The following is a 25,268-nucleotide window of genomic DNA, read 5'->3' on the forward strand; positions in this document are numbered from 1 at the left end:
GCATTGGCCCGTCACTGTCGAATTTGTAAGTGGTTTTCTTTATCTTTTCCCTGGCATACCCCTTGACAGTCGTTCGTGTGTTCTATATTGTGGAGCGTACCACGACGAGAGGGGCGCCCGTGACCACCGCCACCACAGCACCGAAAAGATTCCGTAACCAGCGAGAACACGACCCGGATAGCGAATGTGCCCAGGCCATCCGGGACACGTATTGGACCATGTTTGGGCACTACGCGTACCCCGGTTTCGATGTCGAGGATTTCGACGCCACAGTGACCCAACTGCAGCTCGCCACCGGCTGGCACAAGGGGTTTGTCAAAAACGCTATCCTCGGCCACGCCGCACTGCAGGACCTCCCCCGCCTGCGCGAGCTGCAGCAGGAAACACGCCTGATGGATGTGGGGCACTTGACCGCGGTCTACACCGCGATTGAGGAGCTCGGGGAGGATGTGGACGAGGAAGCACTCATGCTTATCGACGGCATCCTGGTAAACACGTTCACCCCCACCCGCCACGACCAGGCTGTTCCCCAGCGTAAAACCGTCACAGACCGCATCCGTGCCGCGATCAAGCGCATGGACAAAGGCCGCGCCTACGACAAGCGCAAACGAGAAAAGCGCGAGCAGGACAACTCAGAGAAGTTCGGCGTCCACGAGTACCGCGATCGCGCCATCGTGCAGCTGGACACCAACTCACTGGACGGCCGGAGGATCCAAGCCAACGTCGCCGAAGTTGCGCGCGAACTCGGCATCAGCACCTCCGACGCTGCCATCAAGCTGCTCTCCGGAGAAGCCATCGGCATCGAGATCACGCCGGTGCTGAACGTGTACAGCCCGAAGAACCGCGGAAACGGCGACCCGATCTTCATCCCCGGCTGCGGCTGGACCGAGCCGGAGGCCGCCACCGCCTTCGAGCGCTGGATCGCCGACACATTCATCGACGAGCGCGACCTCGACGCCGAACTGCAAAAACGACTGCGGGGCTACGTCCCCAGCGAGGGAATGCGCCACGCCGTGTACGCCCGCAACCGCACCTGCATCTACCCGGAGTGCAACCGCCCCGCCGAGCAGTGCCAGCTGGACCACCGCATCCCGTACGACGAGGGCGGACCAACAGAGGCGGACAATCTGTTCCCCCTGTGCCAGCACCACCACAACATGAAGACCGACCGGACGGCGTTCTACATCCCAGACCCGTACACCGGGGACATCATCTGGCTGTTCGCCGACGGTTCCTACGTGGTCACCGTGGAAGATGGCCTCCTCCGCGACCAGTTCACGCCTGACGGCCCCAGGTGGCAGTCCAGCATGTCCGCCGTGCGCAAAAACCGGGCGCGCGCAGCGGAGTTTTTCGCCAAAGGCCACAAAATCCTGGACACTTTCGACCAGGACTTGGACCTCGAACAGGCCACCGCCGCAATCGCCGACCTGGAGCAGGAATACGGCATGAAGTTCGGGTTCACCCCAGAGATGCCGTACGTGGAACCCTTGCCCGAAGAACCGGTTGACGCCCCATTCCCCGACCCGGAAGAGGAGGAACACTAACGCAGGTAGAACTTGTCCACCACCTCGTACTTCGGGCCGCCACTTCGGCCCTTGCCCAGGTGCGACTCCAGCAGCAGCACTTCATCGGCCGCGAATTCGGGGCCGGTGTAGATGGCGAGGGCGTGGGCGTGGTCGTCGAGAAGCCATGGATCCCTTGTGCGAGTGCCTGTCCGCGCGACGGTGAGGTGCGCGCGCTGGCGGCGGCGCATGTCCGGGTCGAGCTGGCAATCCGCCATCAGGTCTTTCAGCGGCGCCTTGTCGCCGCCGACCCCGATCCACATGGTGCGCCGATCAAAACACCCGGCTCCTCGGAGGTGCAACCTCAGGGGCCGGGTGAAGGCGGTGGCTTGGGCCAGGTGGTCGGTGACCGCGGCGGCGTCGTTGGGCTGTGACCCGTAGAAGGCGACCGTGATGTGCCAGTTGTCGGGGTCGACCCAGCGCACTTCTGTGCCCGAGAAGTCGCGGATGGGCCGCAGGGCGGTGATGAGGTGTTCGCGAACATCGGCCGGAGGGACGATCGCTGCGAAGAGGCGTCTCATGGCCCACACGCTACCCTTAATTGCCATGTTTGACCTCGCGAAAATCGGACGGGATTTGCCCGTGTCGCGCGTCATCGACCAGTTGCCGGACAAAGGCCCGCTGGTGGTGGAGGCGCCGCCCGGCACGGGCAAGACCACGCTGGTGCCGCCGGCGATCGCGAACAAGGTGGGAAAAACGCTGGTCACGGCCCCCAGGAGGGTGGCGGTGCGGTCCGCGGCACACAGGCTCGCGCAGCTGAGCGACAGCACCAAAGTCGGCTACAGCATCCGCGGCGAGCACAAGGACGGCGAGCTGGTCGAATTTGTCACGCCGGGCGTGCTGCTCAACCGCTTGCTCAAGGACCCCGGCCTCGAGGGCGTCAACGCGGTGGTCATCGACGAGGTGCACGAGCGCCAGATGGACACCGACCTGGTGCTGGCGATGTGCATGGAGGTCGCCCTGTTGCGCGATGACCTGTACCTCACCGCCATGTCTGCCACCCTCGACGCCAAAAAGTTCGCGGACCACATGGGCGCGCAGATCCTGTCGACGGAGGCGGTGACGCACCCGCTGGACATCCAGTACGCGCCTCACGCGGAAAGGATTCAGGGGACGAGGGAGTTTTATCGTCACGTCGCGGCGCAGACCACAAGCGAGCACCGGACGCTCGTGTTCGTGCCCGGGGTGCGCGAGGTGGATCTGGTGTGCGGGTTCCTGGATGACGCGAGACCGCTCCACGGCCGCCAGACCAGCAAGGAGCAGGACGAAGCCTTGAGGGGCGACAACCGGGTGGTGGTGGCGACGTCGGTGGCGGAGTCGTCGATAACTGTGCCGGGTGTGCGCAAGGTGGTGGACGCCGGGCTGTCCAGGGTGCCCAAGCGCGACAACCGGGGCATGACGGGCCTGGTCACGGTCTCGGAGGCGAAAACCAGCGCCGACCAGCGGGCGGGCCGCGCGGGCCGCGAGGGCCCCGGCGAGGTCGTGCGCGTTTTCACCCGCGACGAGTACGCGAAAATGCAGCCGGACATCACCCCGGAAATCCTCACCGCGGACCTCACCGGCGCGCTTTTGACCATGAAGGCGTGGGGGTCGCCGGACTTACCGCTTATCGACGAACCAAAGGACCTCACCGAAGCCGAAACCAACCTCGAACAGCTCGGGGCGACACGAAACGGCACGATCACGGACTTCGGCAAGAAACTGGCGAGCCTGCCCCTGGACCCAAGACTCGGCGCGGCGCTTTTGGAGTGGGGAGCCCAGGCGGCGCCGATCGTCGCGAGGCTTGCGGGCGAAGCTGACGCCAAAAGGCTGCGCAGGCTGGTGGAAGACAAGGGCCCGGTGGACCCGGGCGAGGTGATCGCGTCTGCTTTCCCGCAGTGGATAGCCAAGAAGGTGGGCGAGGAATACCAGCTGGCGTCCGGCACAAGGGCGAAGTTCAACTCGAACGCCGAGTGGATCGCGGCCGCGGAGGTGCAACGGACGCACAACGGGGCGGTCATCCGCGAGGCGGAGCCGATCGCGTTCCCGGAGCACCGCGTGGTGGAGGAAAAGGTGGCCTACCTGGAGGACGGCAAGGTCAGGGGCCGGAAGGTGGCCAGGATCGGCGCGATCGAGCTCAGCTCCACGCCGGTCAAACTCACCCCGGACGAGGCGGCGGAGGCGCTGACGGACGTGGACTTCGCCAGCTTCCCGCTGACCAAGGAGGAGCAGCACCTAAAAGAGCGGCTGGACTTCCTGCACGAGACTCTGGGTTGGCCGGATGTCAGCCAGGGCGATTATTCGCCGGAGGTGCGTGGGGTGGCCGAAGGTGCGTCGATAGGCAGTTGCGACATGAGGCAGGCGATGCTGCGCCAACTGGATTGGCAGCAGGTGGCGGAGCTGGATGCGGCGGCGCCGAAGGAGTACCAGTACGACAGTGGCAGGCCGGTGAAGCGCGTGAAGCTGCAGCACATGTTCGGCCAAAGGGGGCAGACGGTCTCGGGCGTGAAGGTGTTGTACCACCTGCTCTCCCCCGCCGGGCGCCCGCTCGCGGTGACGGACGACCTGGATAGCTTCTGGGAAGGGCCGTACCAGCAGGTGCGCAAGGAGATGCGGGGCCGCTACCCCAAGCACGCGTGGCCGGAGGACCCTACTGGCACTGGGAAATGATGGCGCCGGCACCGGCGAGACCCGCGGCGGCGAGAATGGCGGCGATGCCCATGTCCACGTCCCTGGAGTTGAGGTCGCGGAGCTTCACGTCTAACTGGAACGGAATGCCGTCCACCTGCAGCTGCAGGTGGTTCTGGCGCGCCACGAACGGGATGCTCATCTGGGACGCGAACCCGAGCGGCAGCAGCACCAGCAGCGGCAGGCCGACGCCGAGGGCGGTGGCGGAGCAGCGGTGGGAGACCTCCGGGGCGTACTGGACAAACGCGTCGATGACGGCGCCTTCCTGGGACGCCTCATCCTCGGTCTCAGTTCCCACGGTGACGTGGACGGGGAAGACCTGGGTGGTCTCGTCCGAAAACGTCGCGGTCACCGGCCACTCGTACACACCGGGGGTAATGTCCTCCCCCGGTTCGAGGCGGATGGTGCCGTCTGGTGTGATCATCGCCCAGCTAGGCATGGAGTCCGCCTCGTACCACGCCGCGCCGCGCGGCAGCGGGGGTTCGACGGTGGCGGTCAGCCCCGGAACCACGGTGGTGGGCTCGTACCCATCCTCGGCCTGAGCTGGGGAAACGGACGCGCAGGCGAGCGCGATGGCGCTCGTGAGTGCAATAAGTTTGGTGCGCATTTCTACGGTTCCCTCAGTTGTAGATGTTTATATGGCTTTGAATAATGGATGATTGTAGTAGACAACTCCTGATGTAGTGTTACTCGCCATGTCAAAGCGCACTGTCTCCGTGTGGACCTTGGTCTCACTCATTATCGGATCCACCATCGGGTCCGGCATTTTCGCGCTGCCCCAAAACATCGGATCCGTGGCCAGCCCGGGCGCCATGCTCACCGGCTGGGCCATCGCGGGCGTGGGAATGCTCTCCGTCGCCTTCGTCTTCCAAATCCTGGCGGTGAGGAAACCGCATCTTGATTCCGGCGTCTACTCCTACGTCCGGGCGGGGCTGGGCGACTTCATCGGGTTTACCTCCGGCATGGGCTACTGGCTCGGCTCGGTGATGGCCCAGGTGGGGTACGCCACACTGTTCTTCAACACCCTCGGCTACTACTTCCCGGCCTTTTCCAACCGCTGGGTGCTGGCTATCTCAGTGAGTGCGCTGAGCTGGCTGATCTTCTTCGGCCTGACGCGGGGCCTGAGGCAGGCGGCGGTGATGAACGCGGTCACGACCGTGGCAAAACTGCTGCCCATCCTGGCGTTCATTGTGCTGGTGGCGTTCCTCGGCTTCTCCTGGGACCGCTTCACCATGGACTTCTGGGGCTCCAACCTGCCGTTTGCGGACCAGCTCAAAGGCATCATGCTCTACACCGTCTGGGTGTTCATCGGCATCGAGGGCGCCTCGGTGTACTCGAAGCAGGCGCGCGTGCGTAGCGACGTGGGCAAGGCCACGATCATCGGCTTCCTTTCTGTTTTGGGCCTGCTGGTGGCGGTGTCCACCCTGTCCTACGGCGTGCTCAGCCAGGAGGAGCTGGCGGCGCTGCCGGACAACTCCATGGGCGCGGTGCTCGAGGAAGTGGTCGGCCCGTGGGGCGGCGTGCTGATCTCCGTCGGCCTGTGCCTGTCTGTTTTGGGCGCGTACGTCTCGTGGCAGATGCTGTGCGCCGAGCCGATCGTGCTGATGGCGCAGGACGGGCTGCTGCCGCACTCCATGGGCAGCCACAACGAAAACGGTTCCCCAGTGCGCGCGCAGCTTCTATCGACGCTGGCGATCCAGTTCTTCGTGGTGGTGTTCTTCCTCTCCTCCGCGTCCTACAACGCCATGGTGCAGCTGGCCACCATCATGTACCTGCTGCCCTACATCTTCTCCTCCATCTACCTGGTGCTGCTGGCAATCAGGGGCAAGGGCCTGACCCACCCGCACGCCGGCACGCGTTTCGACGACTCCGGGCCCGAAGTTTCCCGCCGCGACAACCGCAAGCACCTCTTCGTGGGCCTGATCGGCTCCGTGTACTCGCTGTGGCTGATCTACGCCGCGGACCCGGTGTACGTGCTGCTCGGCGCCCTTGCCGTGGTGCCGGGCCTGGTGCCCTACATCTGGACGCGCCGCAAGCACGGCGACAAGCTCTTCAACGCCTTCGAGTGGGTCGTGGTGACGGTGGTGCTGGTCGCGGCGGTGATTGCCATCTTTGGGTTGCTCAACGGGTCTCTAACTTTGGAGTAACTCCCAGCCCAACTTCGCACATAGCGTGACGACGAGCCCAAGGAGTGCCACGCGCACCAGCGTCGACCCACCCTTGAGCACCGTCCGCGCACCCAACTGCGCACCCACGACGTTGGCGACTGCGAGCGCGAGCGCGAGCTTCCAGTTGATGAAGCCGCCGAGCCCGAACACGAACAGTGCGCCTAAATTCGTGGCGGTGTTGACCACCTTCGCCATCGCCGCCGAACGCACGAACCCCTGGGTGAACACGGCGGTGAACGCCATGATGAGGAACATGCCGGTGCCGGGGCCGAACACGCCGTCATAGCCGCCGATGACGGCGACAACAAGCGCGGCGAGGGCGAGGCGCTTGCCGGAAAACACCCCGGCGCCTTCCTGCCCAAACTTCGGGTTCAGCGCCACGAAGATGCCCACCCCGACGAGCAGGATGAGGATGATGGGGGTGGCCACGGAGTCGTCGATAAGCGAGACCGCCCTGGCGCCTAGCGCTGCCGCGACCCCCGCGATGAACGCGTAGACCCACGTGATGCGCGGCACCCCGACGCGGCGCACGAGGGTGGCGGCGGCGGACGCGGTGCCCGAAATCGCCGCGACCTTGTTCGTCGCCAGCACGGACGCCGCTGGCATCGCCGTGGCCGACATCAGCACCGGGATGAGCACGAGCCCGCCGCCGCCGATCACCGCGTCGATCCAGCCGGCGAACGCGGACGCGGCGAGGAGGAAAACGATCACGGGACTACTATGCCCCACATGAACCGTTGGCTTGTCGCTGCACCTCTCTCGGTGGCGCTCGGGCTGCTGTTTTCTTTTCTGGGGGTTCCGGCAGCGTGGATCCTGGCCGGGATTCTGGGGGCCGGGTCGGTGGCGCTGGTGACGGAGGAAGACCTGCCCGTCAATGAGCACCTGTTCACCTTCGCCCGCGGCACTGTCGGCGTGTTTGCGGCGCTGCCGCTGGTGGGGATGAACCCGCTGCCCTACCTGCTGCCGGGCGTGGTGGCGGGCGCGGTGGTGATCGGCATGGGGTTTGTTGGCGGCCTAATTCTGGCCAACCACGGCGTTTCACGGGAAACAGGCGTGCTGTCGCTGTTGCCCGGCGGGGCGTCGCTGATGCCGGCGATCGCGCGCGACGTGGGCGCGGACATCCGCTACGTCAGCCTCAGCCAGTACCTGAGGCTGCTCATCGTGTCCGTGTCGTTGCCGCTGGTGGCGTCGCAGTTTACTTCAGTGACCCGCACTGAGTTGGATCCCTACTGGTGGATGTGGCTGCTGGTCCCGGCGCTGATTGTCGCCGGGGTGTTCGCGGGCAAGCTGTTGAAGTTCCCCAACCCCTCAGTGTTTGGCCCGATGGCGTTGACGGTGCTGGTGGGCGTGCTGGTTGACGTGACCATCGTGCCGCCGCGGCTGCTGTCCATCGTGGGCTTTTTGGCTATCGGATGGATGTGCGGCGGCGGGCTGAACGTGCCCGCGCTGCGCCGGTTCTCCCGCCTGCTGCCCGCCACCCTGGCGTACATCGCCGGGCTGATGCTGGCGTGCGCCGGCATGGGGTGGCTCATGGCCAAATGGCTGGGCTTGAGCTTCTACGAGGGCTACCTCGCCACCAGCCCCGGCGCGCTGGAGACCGTGCTGGTGCTGGCGACCAGCCCGGCCGTGGTGGCGCTGCAGGTGATCCGGCTGATCATGGTGATCCTGTTCGCCGGGTGGCTGCCCAGAATCCTCAAGCGCCTCTAGTGGTGCAGCACCTCGTTGGTGAGCATGTCCATAGGCATGGAGCCGAGCTTGAGCGCCTTGACGTGGAACTCGTGCTCGCTCATTCCCTGGGCGAGCGCCTGGCGGCGCAGGTCCACCCAGTCCTTGTAGCCCAGGGCGTACGACGGCGCCTGGCCCGGCCAGCCCATGTAGCGGTCCAGCTCGAAGGCGAGGTTCGCCTCTGGCATGGCGGTGTTGTCGCGCAGGAAGGCCTTGGCGTATTGGGCGTCCCAGGTGCCGGTGCCCTCCGGGGTGGTCTTGCCCAGGTGGACGCCGATGTCCACCATCACGCGGGCGAGGCGGAGACGTCGTGAGTCGAGCAGGCCCATACGGTAGCCGGGATCTTCGAAGAAGCCGTGGTCCTCCATGAGGTGCTCGGCGTAGAGCGCCCAGCCCTCGCCGTGGGCGGAGTTCCAGCACACGGATCGGCGCCACAGGTTCAGCTCGCTGCGGTTGAGCAGGGCGTAGCCGTGCTGCAGGTGGTGGCCGGGGATGCCCTCGTGGAAGACGGTGGACAGCTCCTGCCAGGTGTGGAACGTCTCCTGGCCCTCCGGCACGGACCACCACATGGTGCCGGGGCGGATCATGTCGTCGCTGGGCGGGGTGTAGAAGATGCCGCCGGAGCCGGCGCGGTCGATGTCGCACTCCACTTTGTGCAGGCCGTCCGGCACGTGGAACGCGTCGGCGGCCTTGTCGTTGATGCCGGACATCCACTCGATCAGCGCGTCGGTGCCGTGGAGGATGTAGCGCTCGTCCTGGTTCAGGTTGCGGTAGGCGCCCGCCACGGAGACGTCGCCGTAGAGCTCGTGCGCGATGGCGCGCTGCTCCTCGACGGTCGTGGCCAGTTCCTCCTGCGCCCACTCGTAGCTGGCGTCCAAGTCCACCTCGCGGCCGTGGAAGAACTCCGCGAACAGCTGGTAGCGCTCGCGGCCCACGCCGTCGTTGTGGGAGGCCTGCGGCGACAGCTCGGTGGACAGCCAGTCCGCCATCTGCAAAAACGCCTCCTTGGCGTGCCCCACCACGTGCGAATCGGGCGACAGCCCCAGGTGGTCCAGCTGGGATTCGGTGTCGCCCAACAGCTCGCACTGGTTGATCACCGCGTCGATCTGGCGGTGGGAAGCAACATCGCCTGTCGACGCCGCCTCGCTCAGCGACTCCCGGTAGCCCGCCAACGCACTCGGGATGCGGGACATGCGCGAGGCGATGTTGTCGAAGTCCTCTTCGGTCACCTTCGGCATCAGGGCGAAGGAGTCGCGGATGGTCTGCACCGGCGAATCGATGTTGTTCAGCCGGCACAGAAGCTCGCCGCGGTGGTGGAACTCCAGCTCCGCGCTCATGCGGTCGCGCAGGATCGCGGCGGTGAGGTTGTCCACGTCGTCGAAGTCGTCCTCGTCGTCGGAGGCGTCCGTGGAGTCGTTGAGCGCGTCCACGTCAGCGACCAGGTCGCGCATCCTGTCCGCCAGGCGCCCCCAGTAGTCCGGGAAAAGTCCTGCAGCTCCCCGTCGTGGCCGTCAATGCCGATTTGGGTGGCCAGGGTGGGGCTGATCTCCGCGAGGTCGTAGACGAAATCCTCACAGGTAGCGTCCAAAAGGGACGGCTCGCGCCAGCGTTCGTTGGTCATGCCGAACGATTGTATCCGACCTGGCCAAATGGACAATTCTATCAAGGGCCAGGTAAATATATTCATATGATCTTCTCGCGTCCACGCACACCGGCAGCCAAGTGTCTGCACCTGATACGGCTGCAAGAAACGACGTCGAGAAGCGATCTTGTGAAGGCAACCGGGCTGTCCCAACCCACCGTCACCCGCGCCATTTCCGCGCTGGTGGACGCCGGCTACGTCACAGAGCGCAACGACCTGACGCAGTCGAAGGGGCGCGGGCGGCCCACCATCCCGCTAGAACTGGCGGACATGCCCGGCGTGCACGCGGGCGTCGCGGTGGGCACTGAGTCCACCTACGTGGCGCTGTTCGACCTGAAGGGCCGTACGCTACTGTGCCGCGACATGGACATCACCGTGAAAAAGGTCAGCGAGGACGACTTCATCCAGTCCATGATGGCGGAGCTGAACCAGATGACCACCAAGCTGGAGCGCCCCATCCGCACCGTGGGTGTGACCACCTCCGGCACGGTGCGCGAGGGCGGCAAAGTCTTCGCGCCGAACCTGGGGTGGGACGGCGTGGACATCGGCGACCAGCTGCGCGAGCAGTTCTCTGTGCCGGTGGAGGTCTCCTCCATCTCCAGCGCGATCGTGGGCTCGGAGATGCAGTCCGCCGCCTCGCTGAACAACCCGTCGGTGATGGCGCTGTTCGCCGACGACTCCATCGCCTGCGCCATCTCCCACCCGGACGGGGTGGAGCCGATCGAGGTGGAGCAGGGCGAGCTGACCACCCAGGGCCTGATCAACGCCATCGGCGTGGAGAATATCCGCACGCTCAAGGACGCGGTGACCGATTCGCGTGAGGACACCCGCTACGCGCTGGACCGCCGCGCCCGCGGCTTGGGTGCGCTGGTGGCGGGGCTGTGCAGTAACTACTCCCCAGCCACGGTGGTGGTGGCGGGCAGCGCGTTCATCGACGATCCGCTGGCCTCCGCCCCGTTCGCCCGCACCGTGCGCTCGGAGGCGAACTGCAGCCCGGAGCTGCGCCTGATCCCCACCCACCGCGAGGTGGTGCGCGACATCGCCCGCGCCGTGGCCCTGGACCACGTGCTGCGCGAGCCTCTCCAGGTGGCGGGGTCGTAGATGAAGCGCGCCGCTTGGGCTTGTGTGCTGCTCCTGGCCGGTTGCGCCGCCCAGGAGGAGGCCGAGCCGTTGCACACCGAGGTGACCACCCAGCCCGCGCCCGACCCCTTCGAGGGTCTGGACGAGGCGGTGGCCGCCATCGAGGAGGAAACGGGCACTGAGGTGGGCGTCGCGCTTTTCGACGGCTCCGAGATGACGCAATCCGGCTCCCTCTACGCGCTGCCGGCCTGGTCCACCATCAAGATCCCCATCGCCCGCGCGGCGGTGGAGCACTGCGACTACGGCGCGGACTACGTCGAGGAGCTGACCGAAGCCTCCATCGAGTGGTCCGACAACGACTCCGCCCGCGCCCTGTGGGACTGCATGGGCAGCGACGAAAAGGCCGGAGAAATGGTCCGCGAGGAGATTGCCAAGTCCGGCTCCCAGGTGAAAGTGGAAGGAGCCTTCGGCACCACGAGCTGGTCCTTCCCCGGGCAGGCCCGCTACGCGTACTACCTAAGCCAGCAGGACGAGGACGACCCGGTGATCATGGAGATGCACCACATCGCCGAAGACCAGTCCTACGGGCTAGGCACGCTGGAGACCGTGCCGTTCAAGGGCGGCTGGTCCGACGACAAAACCGACGGCTCATGGCACACCCGCCAGTTCGGCTGGTTCGACGGCTACGGGGTGGCCATCGGCGCCCGCAGCGAGGATGGCAGCTACGACGACACCATGGACGCCTTAGACAAGGTGGCGAAACTGCTGGATCTGCGGCTCGACGAACTTGTACAGGGTCTGCAGCACTGACAGCACCGTCAGCACGGTGGCGATGATGCTGAGGATCTCCTTGGGTGAGGAGGACGAGCCGGCACCGCCGAAGATGAGCTTCTTCGGGGTGGTGCTGGGCTTTTCGCGCCCGTTCGCTGGGCGGTGCAGCACGGTGTTCTGCTCGCCCTCGATGCCCTCGTTGCCGGCGCCGACGCCGCAGGTGGAGGTCACGCTGGCCTCACCCTCAGCGGTGACCACGCTGGCGAACCCGTAGTAGCGCATGCGCGGGTTGAGCAGGTTGTACAGGTGGCCGTTGCTGTTGTTGAAGTGACCGTTCGCCCGGACGAGGTCGTTGACCTCGTCGTAGCCCCAGCCCTGCATCGCCTTGTCCATGCTGGCGGTGGAGTGCAGGTTCTCCCCCGGCGCGGCCTTGCCCTTGTACGTGGCGGTTTTGATGTCGCCGCAGTTGTTCGTGCAGGTGGAGTTGTACGGGCGCTCGTGGCGGAAGAACTTCGCAGCCTCGGCGCCGCGCTGCAGCGCGATGCGGGACAGGCCCGCGTCGTACTTGGCTGCGCCCACATAGGCATCGCGGGTGGTCAGGCCGTGCTTGGCGGCGGCCTGGCGCAGGGTGGTGCCGTTGAAAGGCACGTTGCGGTCCCACATGTCCCCGCGCAGCTTGCGCAGCTCACGCATGGCGATTTCTTGGTCGGAGGTGAGGTTGAATTTCGCCTCCACGGCGATGACCTGGTCGGCGGGCTGGTTCAGCTCCACCCCGGTGACGGGTGCCGGGTCAGCGGCGGCGAACGGGGCGAGGGTCAGAGCTGTGGCGGCCGCGGTCGTCGCGGCGAGTAAACGGGTACGCATAACCTGAGCGTAGCGTGTACCAGAGCATAAAGCCGACTGGGACCAGGGTGAACAGCAGCTCCGGGACGTGGAACAAACTGAACGAGATGTTCACCGAGGCGAACGGCACCATAAACAGCGCGAGCACGATCGCGCCCCAGCGACTGTAGACGTAGGCCAGCATCGGCAGGACCCACACCCAGTGGTGGTACCAGGAAAACGGGCTGACCAGGCAGGCCGTCATGCCGATGAAGGAGGCGGCAAGCGGGGCGGGAGCTCGTCGAGAAGCTAAAAGCGCAAGGGCGGTGACCAGGGCGCAGAGGATAAGCCAGAGCCACAGCTCGTCGTGGCCGGCGCGGGCGAGGACCTGGCGGATGGACTGCGCGCCCGGGTTGTCGTCGGCGCCGATGCGGGTGGTGGTGAAAATGGCGTCGGTCCAAAAGCTTTTCGCGTCTGTGACCTCGGAAAAACCGGTGGCGACGGTGCACAGGAACGTGAACGCGGCGATAAACACCGCGCCCCAGCGGCGCTGCTGGATGAGCAGGAGGACGAAGAACGCCGGCGTGAGCTTGATGCCCGCGGCGAGCCCGACGCCGATGCCGGGGAGTTTGTGGCGCGGCAGGAAATCCAGGCACACCAGCCCCATGAGCAGCAGGTTGATCTGGCCGAAAAACAGGGTGCCCTGCACCGGCGAGAGGCACAGCACGAACACGGCGGTGAGCAGGAGGGCATCTTTGCTTGTGGACGCCCGCACCACGAGCAGGACCACCAGCACGGAGAGTAGCTTCCACACCACCCCGAGGGTTTCACTTTCCGTCAGCCACGAAAACACCACGCCGGCGAACGGCGGGTAGGTAAACGGCAGGCCGGGAAGCAAGTCGGCGTCGTAGAGCGGCTGGTGTGTGGCGACCTTCTCGCCGCCCAGGAGGTAGACCTTGAGGTCGCTGGGGAAGGCGGTGGTGAACGCGTTGGGCAGCCCGGTGTCGATGTAGCGCCAGATCGCAAACGCCAGCAGGAAAATGAGGCCGATCACAGGTCGAGCCCGTCCAGGATCTCGTCGAGCGCGTCGGCGACCTGTGCGCGCCAGAGCGTATCCACTTTGGCGTCGGCGCGGCCCGGCCCGCCGTTGATCACGGCGGTGGGTTTGCCCTGCTTTTTCGCGTCGAGGATGAACTTGTAGCCGCTCATCACCGCCAGCGAGGTGCCGATCGCGATCACGCTCTCCGATTCGCGCAGCCAGGCATCTGCAGCCTGTCTGCGTTTCTTCGGCACCCCCTCGCCGAAGTACACCACATGCGGTTTGAGCCGGTGGCTTTGGCACGTGGGGCAGGCGATCATGCGGAAACGGGCGACGTCGTCGGGTTTGAGCTCCACGTCGCCGTCCGGGTTCAACATGGAGCCCTCCACTTCCACGGAGTCGAAGTAGGTGGGGTTGGCGGCGGTGAGGAGGGCGTCGATAAGCGAACGCTCGTGCAGCGTCTTGCAGTCGAGGCAGACGACATGCTCCATGTCCCCGTGCAGCGCAATGACGTTGTCGGAGCCGGCCTGGGTGTGCAGCCCGTCAACGTTTTGCGTGATGATGCCGCGGATCAGGCCCGCGCGTTCCAGCTCGACGAGCGCGAAATGCGCGCGGTTGGGCTGCGCCTGGCGCATGTAGCGCATGCCCACGAATGCGCGGGCCCAGTAGCGGTGCACCTGTCTCGGCGAATGCGCGAACTCCTGGAACGTCATCGGGCGGCCCTTGGTCAGGCGGCCGTTTTTGCTGCGGTAATCCGGAATCCCCGAATCGGTGGAGATGCCCGCGCCGGTGATGATGAGCGTTTTCGGGTTTCCTAGTTGCTCGAGGATTTTCTCTTTTGCGTCTGGCGTGGGAGGGGTGGTTTCGGTGACGACCCGCTCGATGGAGCGCACGGCGGAGCGGTGCGCCATGGCGATTGCGGGGTCGTCGAAGTGGGGTTCCATTAAACCGGAAGTGTATCCCCTAGCACCACAACAGACCGTGTTGTCTATATATCCGGTTTGCGTTTTCAGGCCGAAGGAGTAGTTTATCCACGTCTTTACTACACAAGTGAACAATTCTGTCTAGAAGGAGCCGCTCATGCCTAAGTGGGCAACAAGCTTCGGCGCGCAGGTCATCTACGGCCTGATCATCGGCCTCATCCTCGGGTTTATCGCCGTGGACGTTCAACCCCTGGCCGACACCCTGGACTGGGTGGGATCCACCTACGTCAAACTGCTCAAACTGCTGATCCCGCCGCTGGTGTTCACCGCGGTGGTCACCTCGATTGCCAACCTGCGCCAGGTCACCAACGCCGCGCGCCTGGCCGTGCAGACCCTGGTGTGGTTCGCCATCACCGCGTTCTTCTCCGTGGTCATCGGCATCCTCGTCGGCCTGGTGATCAAGCCCGGCGCGAACACCTCGGTGGATGCGGCGACGGCGGCGGAGCCTTCGTCGACAGGCTCGTGGATGGGCTTTTTGAACTCCGTGGTGCCCGCAAACATCCTCGGCCTGGGTGTCTCCGGCGAGTCCGTGAAGTTCAACGTGCTGCAGATCCTGGTGGTTTCCCTGCTGCTCGGCATCGCCGCGGTGCGCGTGGGCAAGGCCGCCGAGCCGTTCATCGAGTTCTCCGGTTCCCTGCTCAAGGTGGTCCAGGAGGTGCTGTGGTGGATCATCCGCCTCGCCCCGATCGGCACCGCCGCGCTGATCGGCAACGCGGTGGCGTCGTATGGCTGGGACGCGCTCGGCTCACTGGGCAAGTTCGTGCTGGCCATCTACATCGGCCTGGCGCTGGTGATTTTCGTGCTCTACCCGATTGTGCTGGCCGCGCACCGCATCCCGGTGCTGGAGTTCTTCCGCCGCGTGTGGCCCGTGACCACGCTGGGCTTTGCCACGCGTTCTTCTATGGGCGTGATGCCGGTAACCCAGCGCACCACCGAGGAAGCCATGGGCGTGCCCAGCGAGTACGCCTCCTTTGCCATCCCGCTCGGCGCAACCACCAAAATGGACGGCTGCGCCTCCATCTACCCCGCCATCGCCGCCCTGTTCGTGGCGCAGTTCTACGGCATCGACCTGTCCATCTCGGACTACGTGCTTATCGTCATCGTGTCCGTGCTGGGGTCCGCGGCCACCGCCGGCACCACCGGCGCGACCGTCATGCTCACCCTGACCCTGTCCACCCTGGGCCTGCCGCTCGCCGGCGTGGGCCTGCTGCTGGCGGTGGACCCGATCGTGGACATGGGCCGCACCGCCGTCAACGTCACCGGCCAGTCCGTCGTGGCGACGGTGGTGGCGAAGCGCGAGAAGATCCTCGACGAGTCCCGCTGGTAGGGCCTACCTAAACGGCACCTCGCCGATCGCGCGGCGCAACTTGCGGGTGCGCAGTCTCTCCGGGTGCCGCGCGAGCTTCTCCACGGCCCTCACGGCGCACATGACGTGGGCTTCCTTCGAGTTGGAGTAGAACGCCTGGGCGCCGGCGGGCAGTTTCGGCACGGCGTGCAGCGGCAGGTCGGACACCGCCAGCAGGGTGCCGTAAGGAACGCGGTAGCGGTAGCCGTTCGCGGCGATGGTGCAGGACTCCATGTCCACGGCCGCCGCGGTGGAGCCGCGCAGCCACTCCCACAAATCGCGCGGGTCCTTCCACTCCCAGTTCCGGTCGCCCGTTGACAGCACAGTGCCGGTGCGCATCAGCGACGCATCCGAGCCGTAGACCTTGGACACCGCCTTTTCCAGGGTGCGCTGGATCTCCGGCACGGCGGGGATGGGCAGCTCGCGGCGCAGGTAGTCGTCCAAAACGTGGTCGTGGCGCTCGTACGCGTTGCCCAGAATCAGGTCGCCGATGCGCATGCGGGCGTCCAGGCCGGCGCAGTGGCCGATCATGATCCACGCCTCCGGGCGCAGCACCGCCAGCGAGTCGGTGATGGTCTTGGCGTTGGACGGCCCGACACCGATGTTGATCATGGTGATGCCGTCGCCGTTTTCGGTGACCAGGTCGTAGCGCGGCATCTGGAACTTCGAGCCCAGCTCCAGGTCCTCCAGCGCGACCGTGTCGGAGACGGTCTCCCCGCTCGGCAGCACCAGGCGCGTGTAGCGCGAGTCAGGATCAGACAGCTCGCGCAGCCCGAACTTCACAAACTCGGTCACATGCATGGCGTAGTTCGTGAACAGGATGAAGCGCTGCAGCGAGTCGGCTTCGATGCCGGTGTAGTGCTCCAGCCGGGCCAGCGCGAGGTCGAAGCGCTGCGGCCCGAAGTGGAACAACGGCTTCTCGGCGCCGTTGAACGCGTCCCAGTGGCCGTCGACAATCGCGTCGTGCACCTCATCCAGGGTGGGGCGGGGCAGGTTCGCGGTTTCGTCGATAGGCGGCATGCCCTTGATGTAGGCGGGCGGGATCGCCACATCGGAGTACCCGACATCCACCGAACATGGATAGTTCGAGGTCAGCGCCTCAAGCTGCGCCGTGAGGTAGCCCTCCATGAGGTCCGGGCGCGAGATGACGGCGGAGTAGGTGCCGGCCTCGTCGACGTAGCCGAAGGGCTCGGAGCGGTCGATCGGCCGCCACTGCTCCACCTCCACCGTGAGTTTGGGGTAGCGCACCTCCCCGTACCGGTCGAACTCCCCCGAGCGCGCGATTTCGCACGACTGCTCGTAGAGGGCTTTTAGCTTTGCGACGACCTCCGGTACCTCACACATGCAGCCAGGCTACTCACGAATGAGCACACGGCGCACGGCTTCGGCGCGACGGCCGATTTCCTCCGCGGTGCAGCCTTCGCGGACGCACTGCTCAATGAGGCGTTGCATGCCGGCGACGTAGACGCGGGACATGTCGTCGATGAGCTCTGCGTCCGCGTCTCCCCACTCCTTCGAGCGCGGCAGCAGCTGCTCGCGCATCGTGTCCTTCATGACGCGCTGCACCTCGTTGTCGAACACGGTGTGCACCGGGGAGTCGATCAGGCGCACGGCGGCCTCGTTCTTGCCGTCGACGACGCTGGCCAGCTCGACGACGGACGCCTCGAAGTTTTTGTCGATGCTGAATCGCTCCGCGAAGTGCTCGTAGGCGTCCAGCACCCAGTCCATGGCGGCGGCGAGGATCACCGCGTCGCGGTCCGCGAAGTGCTGGTAGAACACCTGGCGGCTCACCCCAGCCTCTTTCACGATTTGGGACACATTGAGGTCGGACACCTCATGGTCGTTGAGGAGGCGGAGCACTGCGTCGACAAGTGCCTTGCGGGTACGAAGGGCGCGCGGGTCGGTGCTGTCAGACCGGCGGCCGGGCAGGTCGTGGTTCATCCTGGACTCTCCAAAGACTTTGGACGTTAGGCTTTTGTGATATGAGCCTAACTGATGACACCATCGCATTATTGCAGAACCTCATCCAGAATGGATGCGTCAACTATTTTTCGGCAGATTCTGGACAGGAGGCAACTAACGCCGACACGTTGGAGGCCTTCTTCGCAGGTACAGACGTACTAGTGGAGCGTTATGAGCCGCACCCTGGACGCGTGTCCATCAGCTTCACCGTGGAGGGCACCGACCCCTCCGCCGAGCCGCTGACGCTCCTCGGCCACACCGACGTCGTGCCCGTGGACGAGGACAAGTGGACCACCGCCCCGTTTGGGGGCGAGCTTATCGACGGGCGCGTGTTCGGCCGCGGCGCCACCGACATGCTCTACATCACCGCGGCGATGGCGGCGTGCGTGCGCGACGTTGCTCGTGGGGAGCGGCCGCGCGGCTCCCTGACGTTTGTGGGCTGCGCCGACGAGGAGGCCCGCGGCGGGCTCGGCGCAAAGTGGCTGGCCGAGCACGGGAAGTTCTCCTGGAAAAACTGCCTGTCCGAGGAAGGCGGCTCCCACATCCCTGCCGCCGATGGCTCCGACGCGCTGGCGGTCGTCGTCGGCGAAAAGGGCGCAGGCCAGCGGCGGTTGACCGTCCACGGCGACGCCGGGCACGGCTCCGCCCCGTACGGCCGGGACCTCGCCGTGGCGAAGATCGCGGAGGTGGCCCGGCGCGTCGCCGCGATCGAGCCCGAGGTGCGCGCCGACGAGATCTGGGAAGGCTATGTCCGCGCCTGGAAGTTCGACCCCGCGACCGAGGAGGCGCTGTTGCGCGGCGAAGGCTACGAGGCTTTCGGCCAGCTGGAGAGTTACTCCCACGCCATGAGCCACCTGACCATCTCCCCGACCGTGCTGCGCGCCGGAAACGGCATCAACGTCCTGCCGTCCGAGGCGTGGCTGGAGCTGGACATCCGCCCCCTTCCCGGCCAGACGCAGGAGGAGATCGACTCGTTGTTGCGTTCTGCGTTGGGCGAGCTCGCCGACGAGGTGGAGATCACCCACCTCATCACCGAGGACGGCACAGTCTCCCCCACCTCCGGCCCGCTTTACGACGCCATCTGCCAGACCTTCGACGAATTCTTCCCCGGCGTCCCCGTCGTGCCCACCATTGCGGCCGGCGGGTCGGACCTGCGCTTTGCCCGCCGCAAGGGAGGCGTCGGCTACGGGTTCGCCCTGCACGCGCGCGAGGAGACGCTCGGGTCCGTGCTGGGCCAGCTGCACAGCCACGACGAATCCGTCGCCGTGGAGGACGTGGACCTCACCGTGCGCGCGTACCGCTCCCTGATCCGCCGCTTCGTGGGCGCGTAGTAAAACCTTGCAATTAACTGTGCAATACTTGCTTTATGAGGAAGACCTTCGTAGCTACGACCGCCGCCATCGCGGTCACTGCCGGGGCACTGACCGTGCCCGCCACCCACGCGGCGGAACCCACGACCGCCACGACGACGTCGCCCGCCAAGGCACAGCCCCAGACTCGGGAAGATGAACCGTCCACCCTGGAGATTGTGGGCGCTATCGTCGGCTCGCTCGCTTTTGTCGCAGTGGCGGCTGGCGGCGCGTGCTGGGCAATGCAGAAGGGCTTCATCCCGAACCCCGCACCAAAACTCATCCCGTGCAACCCAGCACCGAAGTCTGCGCCTGCTCCCGCGCCGCGCCCGGCCCCCGCTCCGGCACCGGCACCCGCACCGCGCCCAGCCCCCGCTCCGGCACCGGCACCCGCACCGCGGCCTGCTCCCGCCGCTAAGACGTACCCCAACTGTCGCGCAGTGTGGAACGACCTGGGTGGCCCGATTCACCGCGGCGACGCTGGTTACGGCCCACACCTAGATCGGGACGGCGACGGAGTCGGCTGCGAGAAGCGTCCGAAGTAGCCTTTAATCCGCCCCCGATTCGCAAACACGCAGACCCAAATTGCGTCGATGCGGTCGGGGTTCCGTCTTTCAGAGCCAGAACCGCAAAGCTCGCTGACTTACGCTCCCGAATTTTGCAGAAGTGTCAATAACCCACGGCAAATCCCACCTGTCACAATTGCCCCATCCGTGACATACTGGCCTGCATGAAGATCCGCACCCTTGCAATGACCGCCACCCTCGCCGGCACCGTCGCGCTTGCGCCGACCGCTGGCGCCGACGCCATCGACGACACCCTGGCCAAGCTGCCGTCCGGCCCGATCTCCTGCGACCAGGCCTCCCGCTACTGGACCAACGACGCCGACTACCAGCAGAAAGTCCGCCAGGCCCGCGCGGTCGCCGCGTTCGACCGTCGCGGCCCGCAGATCCTCGACGCACTTTCGCGTGTCGACGAAGCCGCGAACCGCTGCGGCCTCAAGGGCACCCAAGGCGGCGCGAAGCCGGCCCAGAACACCCAGCCGAAGCAGAACCAGCAGCAGCCCCAGCAGCAGCCGAAGCAGAACCAGCCAGCACAGAACCAGCAGCCGAAGCAGAACAACCAGAACCCCCAGAACTTGAACGTCCGCCCGCAGTTCCCGGAGCGGATCAACCTCGCCCCGGCGGGTGCGCCGAGCTTCGACGTGCCGGTGGCGAATATCACCACGCTGCAGCTGCCGGACATCATCAAGATGATCCAGCAGGCGCTGGCGCAGATCCTGGCTTACTTCAACATCCAGCTGTAGAGCTCTTCCCCGCTGGCGTGGATGCGCACGCCGGGGGTGGGCGTGAGCCACATATCGGTCTGCAGCGAGTGCTCGCCGTCGCTGCACAGAAACGAGATGGTCTCGTTGGTCTTGTCCAGCACCTGAACCGTCGCGCGGGTGAGCCACGCGTTGCGGCGGCGCACCCCGATCAGCCGCTGATACTCGGTGAATAGCCAGCCCCCTAAAGGCGACAGTTCCGCAGGTGAGGCGGGCAGGGCGGGGCGCACGGCGTCGTCGGCGGACCAGCTTTCGCCGCGCACGCCGGTAAACCCTTGCTCGTCGCCGTAGTAGATCGACGGCATGCCCGGCACCGTCATCAGCACCGCCGCGGCCAGGACGGCTTTCTCCGGCCCCACCTTGGAGGCGATGCGGTCCACGTCGTGGTTGCCCACAAACGTGTTGGGCAAAACATCAATAGGATGCCGCTCCAGCGCGTGGGCGAGCTCCCAGAAGTTCACGTCCACCAGCGAGGACCAGGTCGCCTTCCACAGCTCGTACTGGGTCACGGCGTCCAGGGAGCCTGCCTTGCCTATCGACGCATAGTCCCCGTGAATGACCTCCCCCAAGAACATCGCGTCGGGGAACTCCGAACGGACCCGCGCAAGCACGTCGGCCCAGAAGTCGGCGGGCACGGCGTATGCGACGTCGAGGCGCCAGCCCGCGATGCCGCGACGCAGCCAGTGCAGCATGATCTCCGCCACGGTGTCGCGGACAGCGGGGTCCGAATGGTGCAGGGCGGCCAGCTCGCCGTGGCCCTCCCAGTCCGTGTCGCCGGCAAGCCCCTGCTCAACCCACGGGTGCGTGCGGGCGACGTGGTTGAAGACCCCGTCCAACATGATGTGGATGCCGCGGGCGGAGCATTCGTCGATAAGCCAAGCGAAGTCCTCTTCGTCCCCGAGGCGGGGGTCGATGCGGAAGTGGTCGAGGGTGTCGTAGCCGTGGGTGGCGGAGGCGAAGATGGGGCCGAGGAGCAGCCCGTTGCAGCCGAGTTCGACCAGGTAGTCCAGCCACGGCTCAAGGGTGCGGAGGCGGTGGGCGGTGTCATGCTCCTCGCGGATCGGCGCGCCGAGGGCGGCCAGCGGGTAGACGTGCCACCAGATTGTGCGGTCCAGCATGCGCCCGAGCCTACCTCCTAGCTGCGAAAACGTTCGCTATCGGTCGACTTTTCCGCTCCCTACGCTACGAATTTTCCGCACGGTTGATCAAAGGCTGCAAGCCCTTGGCGATGCGGTCCTTCCAGGTTTTGGCGATCTCGTCGTAGCCGCGGTCGTGCGGGCGGATGCCGCGGTGGGTGAAGTTGACCTTGGTTTCGCCGTCGTCGTCCTCGGAGATGTCGAAGATCAGGGAGGTGTCGTCCCATTCGTGGTCGTTGTCGTCGGTGGGTTCGACGTTCCAGACCACGCGCTTGCCGTCGTCGGCTTCGCGCACGGAGAAGTCGCGGTCCTCGACGTGGAACTCGCCGCCCTTCTCGCTGGCGTTGCCTTCCGCTTTCTGGTCCCACCAGCTGTTGGGTTTGGTGATCGCGCGGTAGACCTCTTCGCGGGTGGCGGGCACGGAGAAGGAGGCGGTGAAGTCGCGGATGGCCTGGGCGGTGGTGCCGTCGGCGAAGGTCCAGTCGGACAGGGTGTGGTCCGGGTCGTAGATGGCCACCTCGACGCCGTCGTCCTTGTACTTCATCAGCCCGTCCTTGATCAGGTCGCGGCCGGCCTTGTTGAAGCCGGTCACGCCGGAGACGTCGAAGATCAGCTTATCGCCGTGCAGCCGGCGCTGCGCCAGCCCGCGCAGGATCTTCTCGGCGGCGGTGAAGTTGATCATGCCCTGCAGCTCCACCACGTCCGCGCCCTCGCGCCGCTGCACGGACTTGATGCCCGGCGCGATGTAGAAGTTGGAGGACAGCAGGTTCAGCCCCAGCGAGCTGGACAGTTCGCGGAAGATTTTCACGCCGCGCACGGAGTTGCCTTGTTTGTTCAAGCGGGGGCTTAGCGACGCGATCCCGAGCTGCCCGGGCAGCGTGCCGATCAGCCCGCCGGCTACACCGGACTTGGCGGGGATGCCCACGTTGACCATCCACTGGCCGGAGGCGTCGTACATGCCGGAGGAGACCATCACGGCCTGGGCGAGGCGGGCGGCTTCCGTGGAGAGCACCTTTTCGCCGGTGACGGGTTGGGTGCCGCCGTTGGCCAGGGTGGCGGCCATGGCGGCGAGGTCGCCGACGGTGACTAGCACTGCGCACTGGGCGATGTAGCTGGCCACGGCGTCGTGGGCGTCGTCGGTGATCATGCCGCCGTCGCGAAGCATGTGGGCGAGCGCCTTGTTGCGGTCGGCGCTGTCGAGTTCGGAATCGAGCACGCGCTGGTCCACGGCAAGGTCGCGGCCAGCGAGGCGGGAGAAGTAGTCGCGCAGTTTCTCGCTGCGCTGCTCCACCGGGATGTCGGGGCCGCCGATGAGTTGGTTCACCGTGATGGCGCCGGCGTTGATCAGGGGGTTGGCGGGGCGGCCGTCGTCGTCAAGCGAAAGCTCATTGAATGCCTCGCCGGAAGGCTCCACGCCCACGTGTTTGTGCACCTCGTCGGGGCCGTACATGTCCAGTGCGAGCGCGTAGACGAAGGGCTTGGAGATGGATTGGATGGAAAACTCGTAGTCTGCGTCGCCGACGGTGTAGAGGTGGCCGTCGGTGGTGCACATGGCCAGGGCGAGTTTGTCCGGGTCGGCGTTTTTGAGCACGTCGATGTAGTCGGCGAGTTCGCCGCTGTCTTGGTCGCGGACGTCGTCCACGATGGCTTGGAGGTGTTCGGTCACTGACGAGAGCATGGTGCCAGTGTAGAGGTGTGCGCTGCGAAGCCATTTACACCGGATATAATCGGATTTATGTACAACGACACGCTCCCCGATTCCAAGAACACCCACCTCTCCGACGCCCACGCCGAGACCGTCAAGGCGACGCTCGGGCCGGTGGGCGAGAACATCCAGACCATCGCGAACACCTTCTACTCCAAGATGTTCGCCGCCCACCCCGAGCTCATCTCCGACCTGTTCAACCGCGGCAACCAGAAGCAGCAGGCGCAGCAGAAGGCGCTTGCGGCCTCGGTGGTGAAGTTCGCGTCGCATCTTGTGGACGACTCCGCGCCCGACCCGGTGATCATGCTCAACCGCATCGCGCACAAGCACGTCTCCCTCGGCGTGACCGAGGCGCAGTACAAGATCGTGTACGAGAACTTGATGGCCGCGATCGCAGAGGTGCTCGGCGACGCCGTCACGCCCGAGGTGGCCGAGGCCTGGAGCGCGGTGTACTGGCTCATGGCGGACGTGCTGATCAAGGCCGAGAAGGACCTCTACGCCTCCGACGGCGTGACGGACGGCGACGTGTTCCGCCGCGGCAAGGTCGTGGAGAAGACGGAGCTTTCCAGCGCGGTGACCGCCTTCACCGTGGAGGGCGAATTCACGCAGCCGAGGCCGGGGCAGTACACGTCCATAGGCGTCAAGCTCGACGACGGCGCACGGCAGCTGCGCCAGTACTCCATCATCGAAGGCGACGCGTCGCGCTACCGCATCGCGGTGCAGAAAGACGGCGAGGTCTCCTCCTTCTTGCAGGAGCGTATCGACGTCGGCGACACCGTGGACGTCACCTTGGCCGCGGGTGACCTGGTGCTGCAGCCGGGCGAGCGCCCCGTCGTGCTGATCTCCTCCGGCATCGGCTCTACTCCCCTGACCGGCATTCTCCGCCACCTGGCGCAGAACAATGATCCCCGCCGCGTGACGTACGTCCACGCCGACGCCACCGAGGACTCCTGGGCGCAGGCGCAGGAAACCCGCGAGCTGGTGGAAAAGCTGGGCGACGGGGCGCTGAAGACCTACTTCCGCGGCGATGACCAGCGCGTCAACGTCGGCGAGCTCGACGTCGCCGGCGCGGATGTGTACCTCTGCGGCGGCACCGGCTTCCTCCAGTCGCTGCGCGACGACCTCGCGCAGCTGCCCGCCGACAAGGCCCCGGCCAACGTGTACTACGAGCTGTTCAGCCCGAACGACTGGCTGGTTGCCTAACCCTCCTGCTTGGTCAGGCGCGCCCCGCACTGGCCGGGGCGGTCGTGCGGGATGAGCTGCACCTTCACGTCGCCGGCGCCCTGGTCCAAGAAGCCCTCGTGCAGTGCGCACACCACTGGGGCGGGGCGGGTGCCCACTTCGGCGATGAAGGGGCAGGCGTTGAGCCCCACCTCGCGCACCTTGGCGGTGGCGGCGTCTGGGCGCGGCGCCGGGTCGAAGCCCATCTCGCGCAGGGTCTGGCATGTGTGGCGCTCCGCGGTGTCCAGGTCCACGCGCAGGTTGTCGTGGCGGCGGGTGTTCACCCGCTCCGCCCACTGGCGGCCGAGGCGCTTCGCGCTGTCGGTGTCCTGGTCGGCCAGGGTGCTGGCCAGCACCTCCACCAGGGCGATCATGGAGTGGGAGGCCAGGTTCGTGCGCGCCACGCGGGCGGTGTAGATGTGCGAGGGGCGGCCGCGGCCGGTGCCGGGGGCGACGCGGCGGGAGACCACACCCGCGGACAGGAGCTCCTCCAAGTGCCCGCGCACGGTGTTCGGGTGCATGCCCAGGGCTTTGCCGATCTCTGCGACCTGGATGCCGTCCGGGTTTTCCTGGATCACGTGAAACACCTCGAGCTGCTTTAGGCTGAGGTGGCCGACCGCGTTGAGCAATTCACCGGCGGGACGGGGCGCGTGAGGGCGTTCCATACGCGTTCTCCTGGAAGTGTCTTGGTTACATCAGGATTATATTTCAGCTTTAAAGGCTTGACAACTTGGAAACAACGAAGCTGACCTCAATACGCTGCTACA

Annotated in this window: 22 protein-coding genes and 1 pseudogene; 11 read left to right on the top strand and 12 right to left on the bottom strand. The window is 66.0% G+C overall.

What is annotated here, in order from left to right; all coding sequences use genetic code 11:
• Window positions 1–218 precede the first annotated feature (218 nt).
• A complete protein-coding gene (locus tag ACF3NP_RS09830) occupies window positions 219–1,544 on the top strand; it encodes an HNH endonuclease signature motif containing protein (protein WP_181889487.1) in 1,326 nt (441 codons plus the stop codon).
• Here ACF3NP_RS09830 and thpR read toward each other — a convergent pair.
• Entirely contained in the window at window positions 1,541–2,083 is a 543-nt protein-coding gene (gene thpR, locus ACF3NP_RS09835) for an RNA 2',3'-cyclic phosphodiesterase (protein WP_181889486.1), read from the bottom strand. The genes ACF3NP_RS09830 and thpR overlap by 4 nt on opposite strands.
• A 25-nt stretch (window positions 2,084–2,108) precedes the next feature.
• Between thpR and ACF3NP_RS09840 the strand changes: the two genes are divergently transcribed.
• A complete protein-coding gene (locus ACF3NP_RS09840; RefSeq protein WP_181889485.1) occupies window positions 2,109–4,211 on the top strand; it encodes an ATP-dependent RNA helicase in 2,103 nt (700 codons plus the stop codon).
• Here the strand turns inward: ACF3NP_RS09840 and ACF3NP_RS09845 are convergent.
• Window positions 4,192–4,836: a Rib/alpha-like domain-containing protein gene (locus ACF3NP_RS09845; protein WP_181889484.1), complete on the bottom strand. Its 645-nt coding sequence runs from the start codon at window positions 4,834–4,836 to the stop codon at window positions 4,192–4,194. The genes ACF3NP_RS09840 and ACF3NP_RS09845 overlap by 20 nt on opposite strands.
• Before the next feature lie 88 nt (window positions 4,837–4,924).
• On the opposite strand from ACF3NP_RS09845, the gene ACF3NP_RS09850 reads away from it, so the two are divergent.
• Window positions 4,925–6,376 (top strand): amino acid permease, encoded by a 1,452-nt coding sequence (locus tag ACF3NP_RS09850; RefSeq protein ID WP_181889483.1) that lies wholly within the window; start codon window positions 4,925–4,927, stop codon window positions 6,374–6,376.
• Here ACF3NP_RS09850 and ACF3NP_RS09855 read toward each other — a convergent pair.
• Window positions 6,362–7,108, bottom strand: a complete 747-nt coding sequence (locus ACF3NP_RS09855) for a TSUP family transporter (protein ID WP_239306484.1) — start codon at window positions 7,106–7,108, stop codon at window positions 6,362–6,364. The two genes, ACF3NP_RS09850 and ACF3NP_RS09855, sit on opposite strands and share 15 nt — an antisense overlap.
• Window positions 7,109–7,126: 18 nt before the next feature.
• Here ACF3NP_RS09855 and ACF3NP_RS09860 point away from each other — a divergent pair, with 18 nt between their 5' ends.
• Window positions 7,127–8,104 carry an AbrB family transcriptional regulator gene (locus tag ACF3NP_RS09860; RefSeq protein ID WP_181889481.1) on the top strand — a complete coding sequence of 326 codons (978 nt, stop codon included), beginning with the start codon at window positions 7,127–7,129 and terminating at the stop codon, window positions 8,102–8,104.
• On the opposite strand, the pseudogene ACF3NP_RS09865 reads toward ACF3NP_RS09860, so the two are convergent.
• Window positions 8,101–9,743: pseudogene (locus ACF3NP_RS09865) on the bottom strand (DUF885 domain-containing protein). The gene ACF3NP_RS09860 and the pseudogene ACF3NP_RS09865 overlap by 4 nt on opposite strands.
• Window positions 9,744–9,893: 150 nt before the next feature.
• Between ACF3NP_RS09865 and ACF3NP_RS09870 the strand changes: the two are divergent.
• Both ACF3NP_RS09870 and ACF3NP_RS09875 read left to right on the top strand, forming a co-directional pair.
• Entirely contained in the window at window positions 9,894–10,865 is a 972-nt protein-coding gene (locus ACF3NP_RS09870) for an ROK family protein (protein WP_392398654.1), read from the top strand.
• Complete coding sequence (locus ACF3NP_RS09875; protein WP_181889478.1) at window positions 10,866–11,654, top strand: serine hydrolase; 789 nt, start codon at window positions 10,866–10,868, stop codon at window positions 11,652–11,654.
• On the opposite strand, the gene ACF3NP_RS09880 is transcribed toward ACF3NP_RS09875, so the two are convergent.
• From ACF3NP_RS09880 to ACF3NP_RS09890, 3 genes are read right to left on the bottom strand one after another with little or no spacing between them, the layout of a single operon-like run.
• Entirely contained in the window at window positions 11,589–12,479 is an 891-nt protein-coding gene (locus ACF3NP_RS09880) for a CAP domain-containing protein (RefSeq protein ID WP_181889477.1), read from the bottom strand. The two genes, ACF3NP_RS09875 and ACF3NP_RS09880, sit on opposite strands and share 66 nt — an antisense overlap.
• On the bottom strand, window positions 12,406–13,491 hold the full coding sequence (locus ACF3NP_RS09885; protein WP_181889476.1) for a glycosyltransferase 87 family protein: 1,086 nt from the start codon (window positions 13,489–13,491) through the stop codon (window positions 12,406–12,408). The genes ACF3NP_RS09880 and ACF3NP_RS09885 overlap by 74 nt, the downstream gene beginning before the upstream one ends.
• A complete protein-coding gene (locus ACF3NP_RS09890) occupies window positions 13,488–14,420 on the bottom strand; it encodes a Sir2 family NAD-dependent protein deacetylase (RefSeq protein WP_392398655.1) in 933 nt (310 codons plus the stop codon). The genes ACF3NP_RS09885 and ACF3NP_RS09890 overlap by 4 nt, the downstream gene beginning before the upstream one ends.
• 136 nt (window positions 14,421–14,556) lie before the next feature.
• Between ACF3NP_RS09890 and ACF3NP_RS09895 the strand changes: the two genes are divergently transcribed.
• Window positions 14,557–15,786 (top strand): dicarboxylate/amino acid:cation symporter, encoded by a 1,230-nt coding sequence (locus ACF3NP_RS09895; protein WP_181889474.1) that lies wholly within the window; start codon window positions 14,557–14,559, stop codon window positions 15,784–15,786.
• 3 nt (window positions 15,787–15,789) lie between these two features.
• Here the strand turns inward: ACF3NP_RS09895 and amn are convergent, their stop codons facing one another.
• Window positions 15,790–17,148 carry an AMP nucleosidase gene (amn, locus tag ACF3NP_RS09900; protein ID WP_181889473.1) on the bottom strand — a complete coding sequence of 453 codons (1,359 nt, stop codon included), beginning with the start codon at window positions 17,146–17,148 and terminating at the stop codon, window positions 15,790–15,792.
• 9 nt (window positions 17,149–17,157) lie between these two features.
• Entirely contained in the window at window positions 17,158–17,745 is a 588-nt protein-coding gene (locus tag ACF3NP_RS09905; protein ID WP_181889472.1) for a TetR/AcrR family transcriptional regulator, read from the bottom strand.
• A gap of 41 nt (window positions 17,746–17,786) precedes the next feature.
• Between ACF3NP_RS09905 and ACF3NP_RS09910 the strand changes: the two genes are divergently transcribed.
• The 3 genes from ACF3NP_RS09910 (at window position 17,787) to ACF3NP_RS09920 (ending at window position 20,421) form a co-directional block, all read left to right on the top strand.
• The gene (locus ACF3NP_RS09910) at window positions 17,787–19,097 is read left to right on the top strand and encodes a M20/M25/M40 family metallo-hydrolase (protein ID WP_181889471.1); all 1,311 of its coding nucleotides are present in this window, start codon (window positions 17,787–17,789) and stop codon (window positions 19,095–19,097) included.
• Window positions 19,098–19,132: 35 nt separating this feature from the next.
• Window positions 19,133–19,660 carry an excalibur calcium-binding domain-containing protein gene (locus ACF3NP_RS09915; protein WP_181889470.1) on the top strand — a complete coding sequence of 176 codons (528 nt, stop codon included), beginning with the start codon at window positions 19,133–19,135 and terminating at the stop codon, window positions 19,658–19,660.
• Window positions 19,661–19,845: 185 nt separating this feature from the next.
• Window positions 19,846–20,421, top strand: a complete 576-nt coding sequence (locus tag ACF3NP_RS09920) for a hypothetical protein (protein ID WP_181889469.1) — start codon at window positions 19,846–19,848, stop codon at window positions 20,419–20,421.
• Here the strand turns inward: ACF3NP_RS09920 and ACF3NP_RS09925 are convergent.
• Both ACF3NP_RS09925 and ACF3NP_RS09930 read right to left on the bottom strand, forming a co-directional pair.
• Window positions 20,400–21,557 carry an alpha-amylase family protein gene (locus tag ACF3NP_RS09925; protein WP_181889468.1) on the bottom strand — a complete coding sequence of 386 codons (1,158 nt, stop codon included), beginning with the start codon at window positions 21,555–21,557 and terminating at the stop codon, window positions 20,400–20,402. The two genes, ACF3NP_RS09920 and ACF3NP_RS09925, sit on opposite strands and share 22 nt — an antisense overlap.
• A gap of 64 nt (window positions 21,558–21,621) precedes the next feature.
• Window positions 21,622–23,253, bottom strand: a complete 1,632-nt coding sequence (locus ACF3NP_RS09930) for a glutaminase (protein ID WP_181889467.1) — start codon at window positions 23,251–23,253, stop codon at window positions 21,622–21,624.
• Between the two features lie 57 nt (window positions 23,254–23,310).
• Between ACF3NP_RS09930 and ACF3NP_RS09935 the strand changes: the two genes are divergently transcribed.
• A complete protein-coding gene (locus tag ACF3NP_RS09935; RefSeq protein ID WP_181889466.1) occupies window positions 23,311–24,483 on the top strand; it encodes a globin domain-containing protein in 1,173 nt (390 codons plus the stop codon).
• Here ACF3NP_RS09935 and ACF3NP_RS09940 read toward each other — a convergent pair.
• Window positions 24,480–25,166 carry a helix-turn-helix transcriptional regulator gene (locus ACF3NP_RS09940; protein WP_181889465.1) on the bottom strand — a complete coding sequence of 229 codons (687 nt, stop codon included), beginning with the start codon at window positions 25,164–25,166 and terminating at the stop codon, window positions 24,480–24,482. The genes ACF3NP_RS09935 and ACF3NP_RS09940 overlap by 4 nt on opposite strands.
• Between the last annotated feature and the right edge of the window lie 102 nt (window positions 25,167–25,268).

It is taken from the genome of Corynebacterium lehmanniae (genome assembly GCF_043161975.1).
Lineage (GTDB): Bacteria > Actinomycetota > Actinomycetes > Mycobacteriales > Mycobacteriaceae > Corynebacterium > Corynebacterium lehmanniae.

What these genes read in the sequence shown, in the direction of transcription:
- thpR (WP_181889486.1), bottom strand. Translation starts at nt 2,083, where the DNA reads ATGAGACGCCTCTTCGCAGCGATCGTCCCTCCGGCCGATGTTCGCGAA.
- ACF3NP_RS09890 (WP_392398655.1), bottom strand. Translation starts at nt 14,420, where the DNA reads ATGGAACCCCACTTCGACGACCCCGCAATCGCCATGGCGCACCGCTCC.
- ACF3NP_RS09925 (WP_181889468.1), bottom strand. Translation starts at nt 21,557, where the DNA reads ATGCTGGACCGCACAATCTGGTGGCACGTCTACCCGCTGGCCGCCCTC.
- ACF3NP_RS09840 (WP_181889485.1), top strand. Translation starts at nt 2,109, where the DNA reads ATGTTTGACCTCGCGAAAATCGGACGGGATTTGCCCGTGTCGCGCGTC.
- ACF3NP_RS09930 (WP_181889467.1), bottom strand. Translation starts at nt 23,253, where the DNA reads ATGCTCTCGTCAGTGACCGAACACCTCCAAGCCATCGTGGACGACGTC.
- amn (WP_181889473.1), bottom strand. Translation starts at nt 17,148, where the DNA reads ATGTGTGAGGTACCGGAGGTCGTCGCAAAGCTAAAAGCCCTCTACGAG.
- ACF3NP_RS09920 (WP_181889469.1), top strand. Translation starts at nt 19,846, where the DNA reads ATGAAGATCCGCACCCTTGCAATGACCGCCACCCTCGCCGGCACCGTC.
- ACF3NP_RS09940 (WP_181889465.1), bottom strand. Translation starts at nt 25,166, where the DNA reads ATGGAACGCCCTCACGCGCCCCGTCCCGCCGGTGAATTGCTCAACGCG.
- ACF3NP_RS09880 (WP_181889477.1), bottom strand. Translation starts at nt 12,479, where the DNA reads ATGCGTACCCGTTTACTCGCCGCGACGACCGCGGCCGCCACAGCTCTG.
- ACF3NP_RS09860 (WP_181889481.1), top strand. Translation starts at nt 7,127, where the DNA reads ATGAACCGTTGGCTTGTCGCTGCACCTCTCTCGGTGGCGCTCGGGCTG.
- ACF3NP_RS09910 (WP_181889471.1), top strand. Translation starts at nt 17,787, where the DNA reads ATGAGCCTAACTGATGACACCATCGCATTATTGCAGAACCTCATCCAG.
- ACF3NP_RS09830 (WP_181889487.1), top strand. Translation starts at nt 219, where the DNA reads ATGTTTGGGCACTACGCGTACCCCGGTTTCGATGTCGAGGATTTCGAC.
- ACF3NP_RS09845 (WP_181889484.1), bottom strand. Translation starts at nt 4,836, where the DNA reads ATGCGCACCAAACTTATTGCACTCACGAGCGCCATCGCGCTCGCCTGC.
- ACF3NP_RS09850 (WP_181889483.1), top strand. Translation starts at nt 4,925, where the DNA reads ATGTCAAAGCGCACTGTCTCCGTGTGGACCTTGGTCTCACTCATTATC.
- ACF3NP_RS09915 (WP_181889470.1), top strand. Translation starts at nt 19,133, where the DNA reads ATGAGGAAGACCTTCGTAGCTACGACCGCCGCCATCGCGGTCACTGCC.
- ACF3NP_RS09875 (WP_181889478.1), top strand. Translation starts at nt 10,866, where the DNA reads ATGAAGCGCGCCGCTTGGGCTTGTGTGCTGCTCCTGGCCGGTTGCGCC.
- ACF3NP_RS09935 (WP_181889466.1), top strand. Translation starts at nt 23,311, where the DNA reads ATGTACAACGACACGCTCCCCGATTCCAAGAACACCCACCTCTCCGAC.
- ACF3NP_RS09905 (WP_181889472.1), bottom strand. Translation starts at nt 17,745, where the DNA reads ATGAACCACGACCTGCCCGGCCGCCGGTCTGACAGCACCGACCCGCGC.
- ACF3NP_RS09895 (WP_181889474.1), top strand. Translation starts at nt 14,557, where the DNA reads ATGCCTAAGTGGGCAACAAGCTTCGGCGCGCAGGTCATCTACGGCCTG.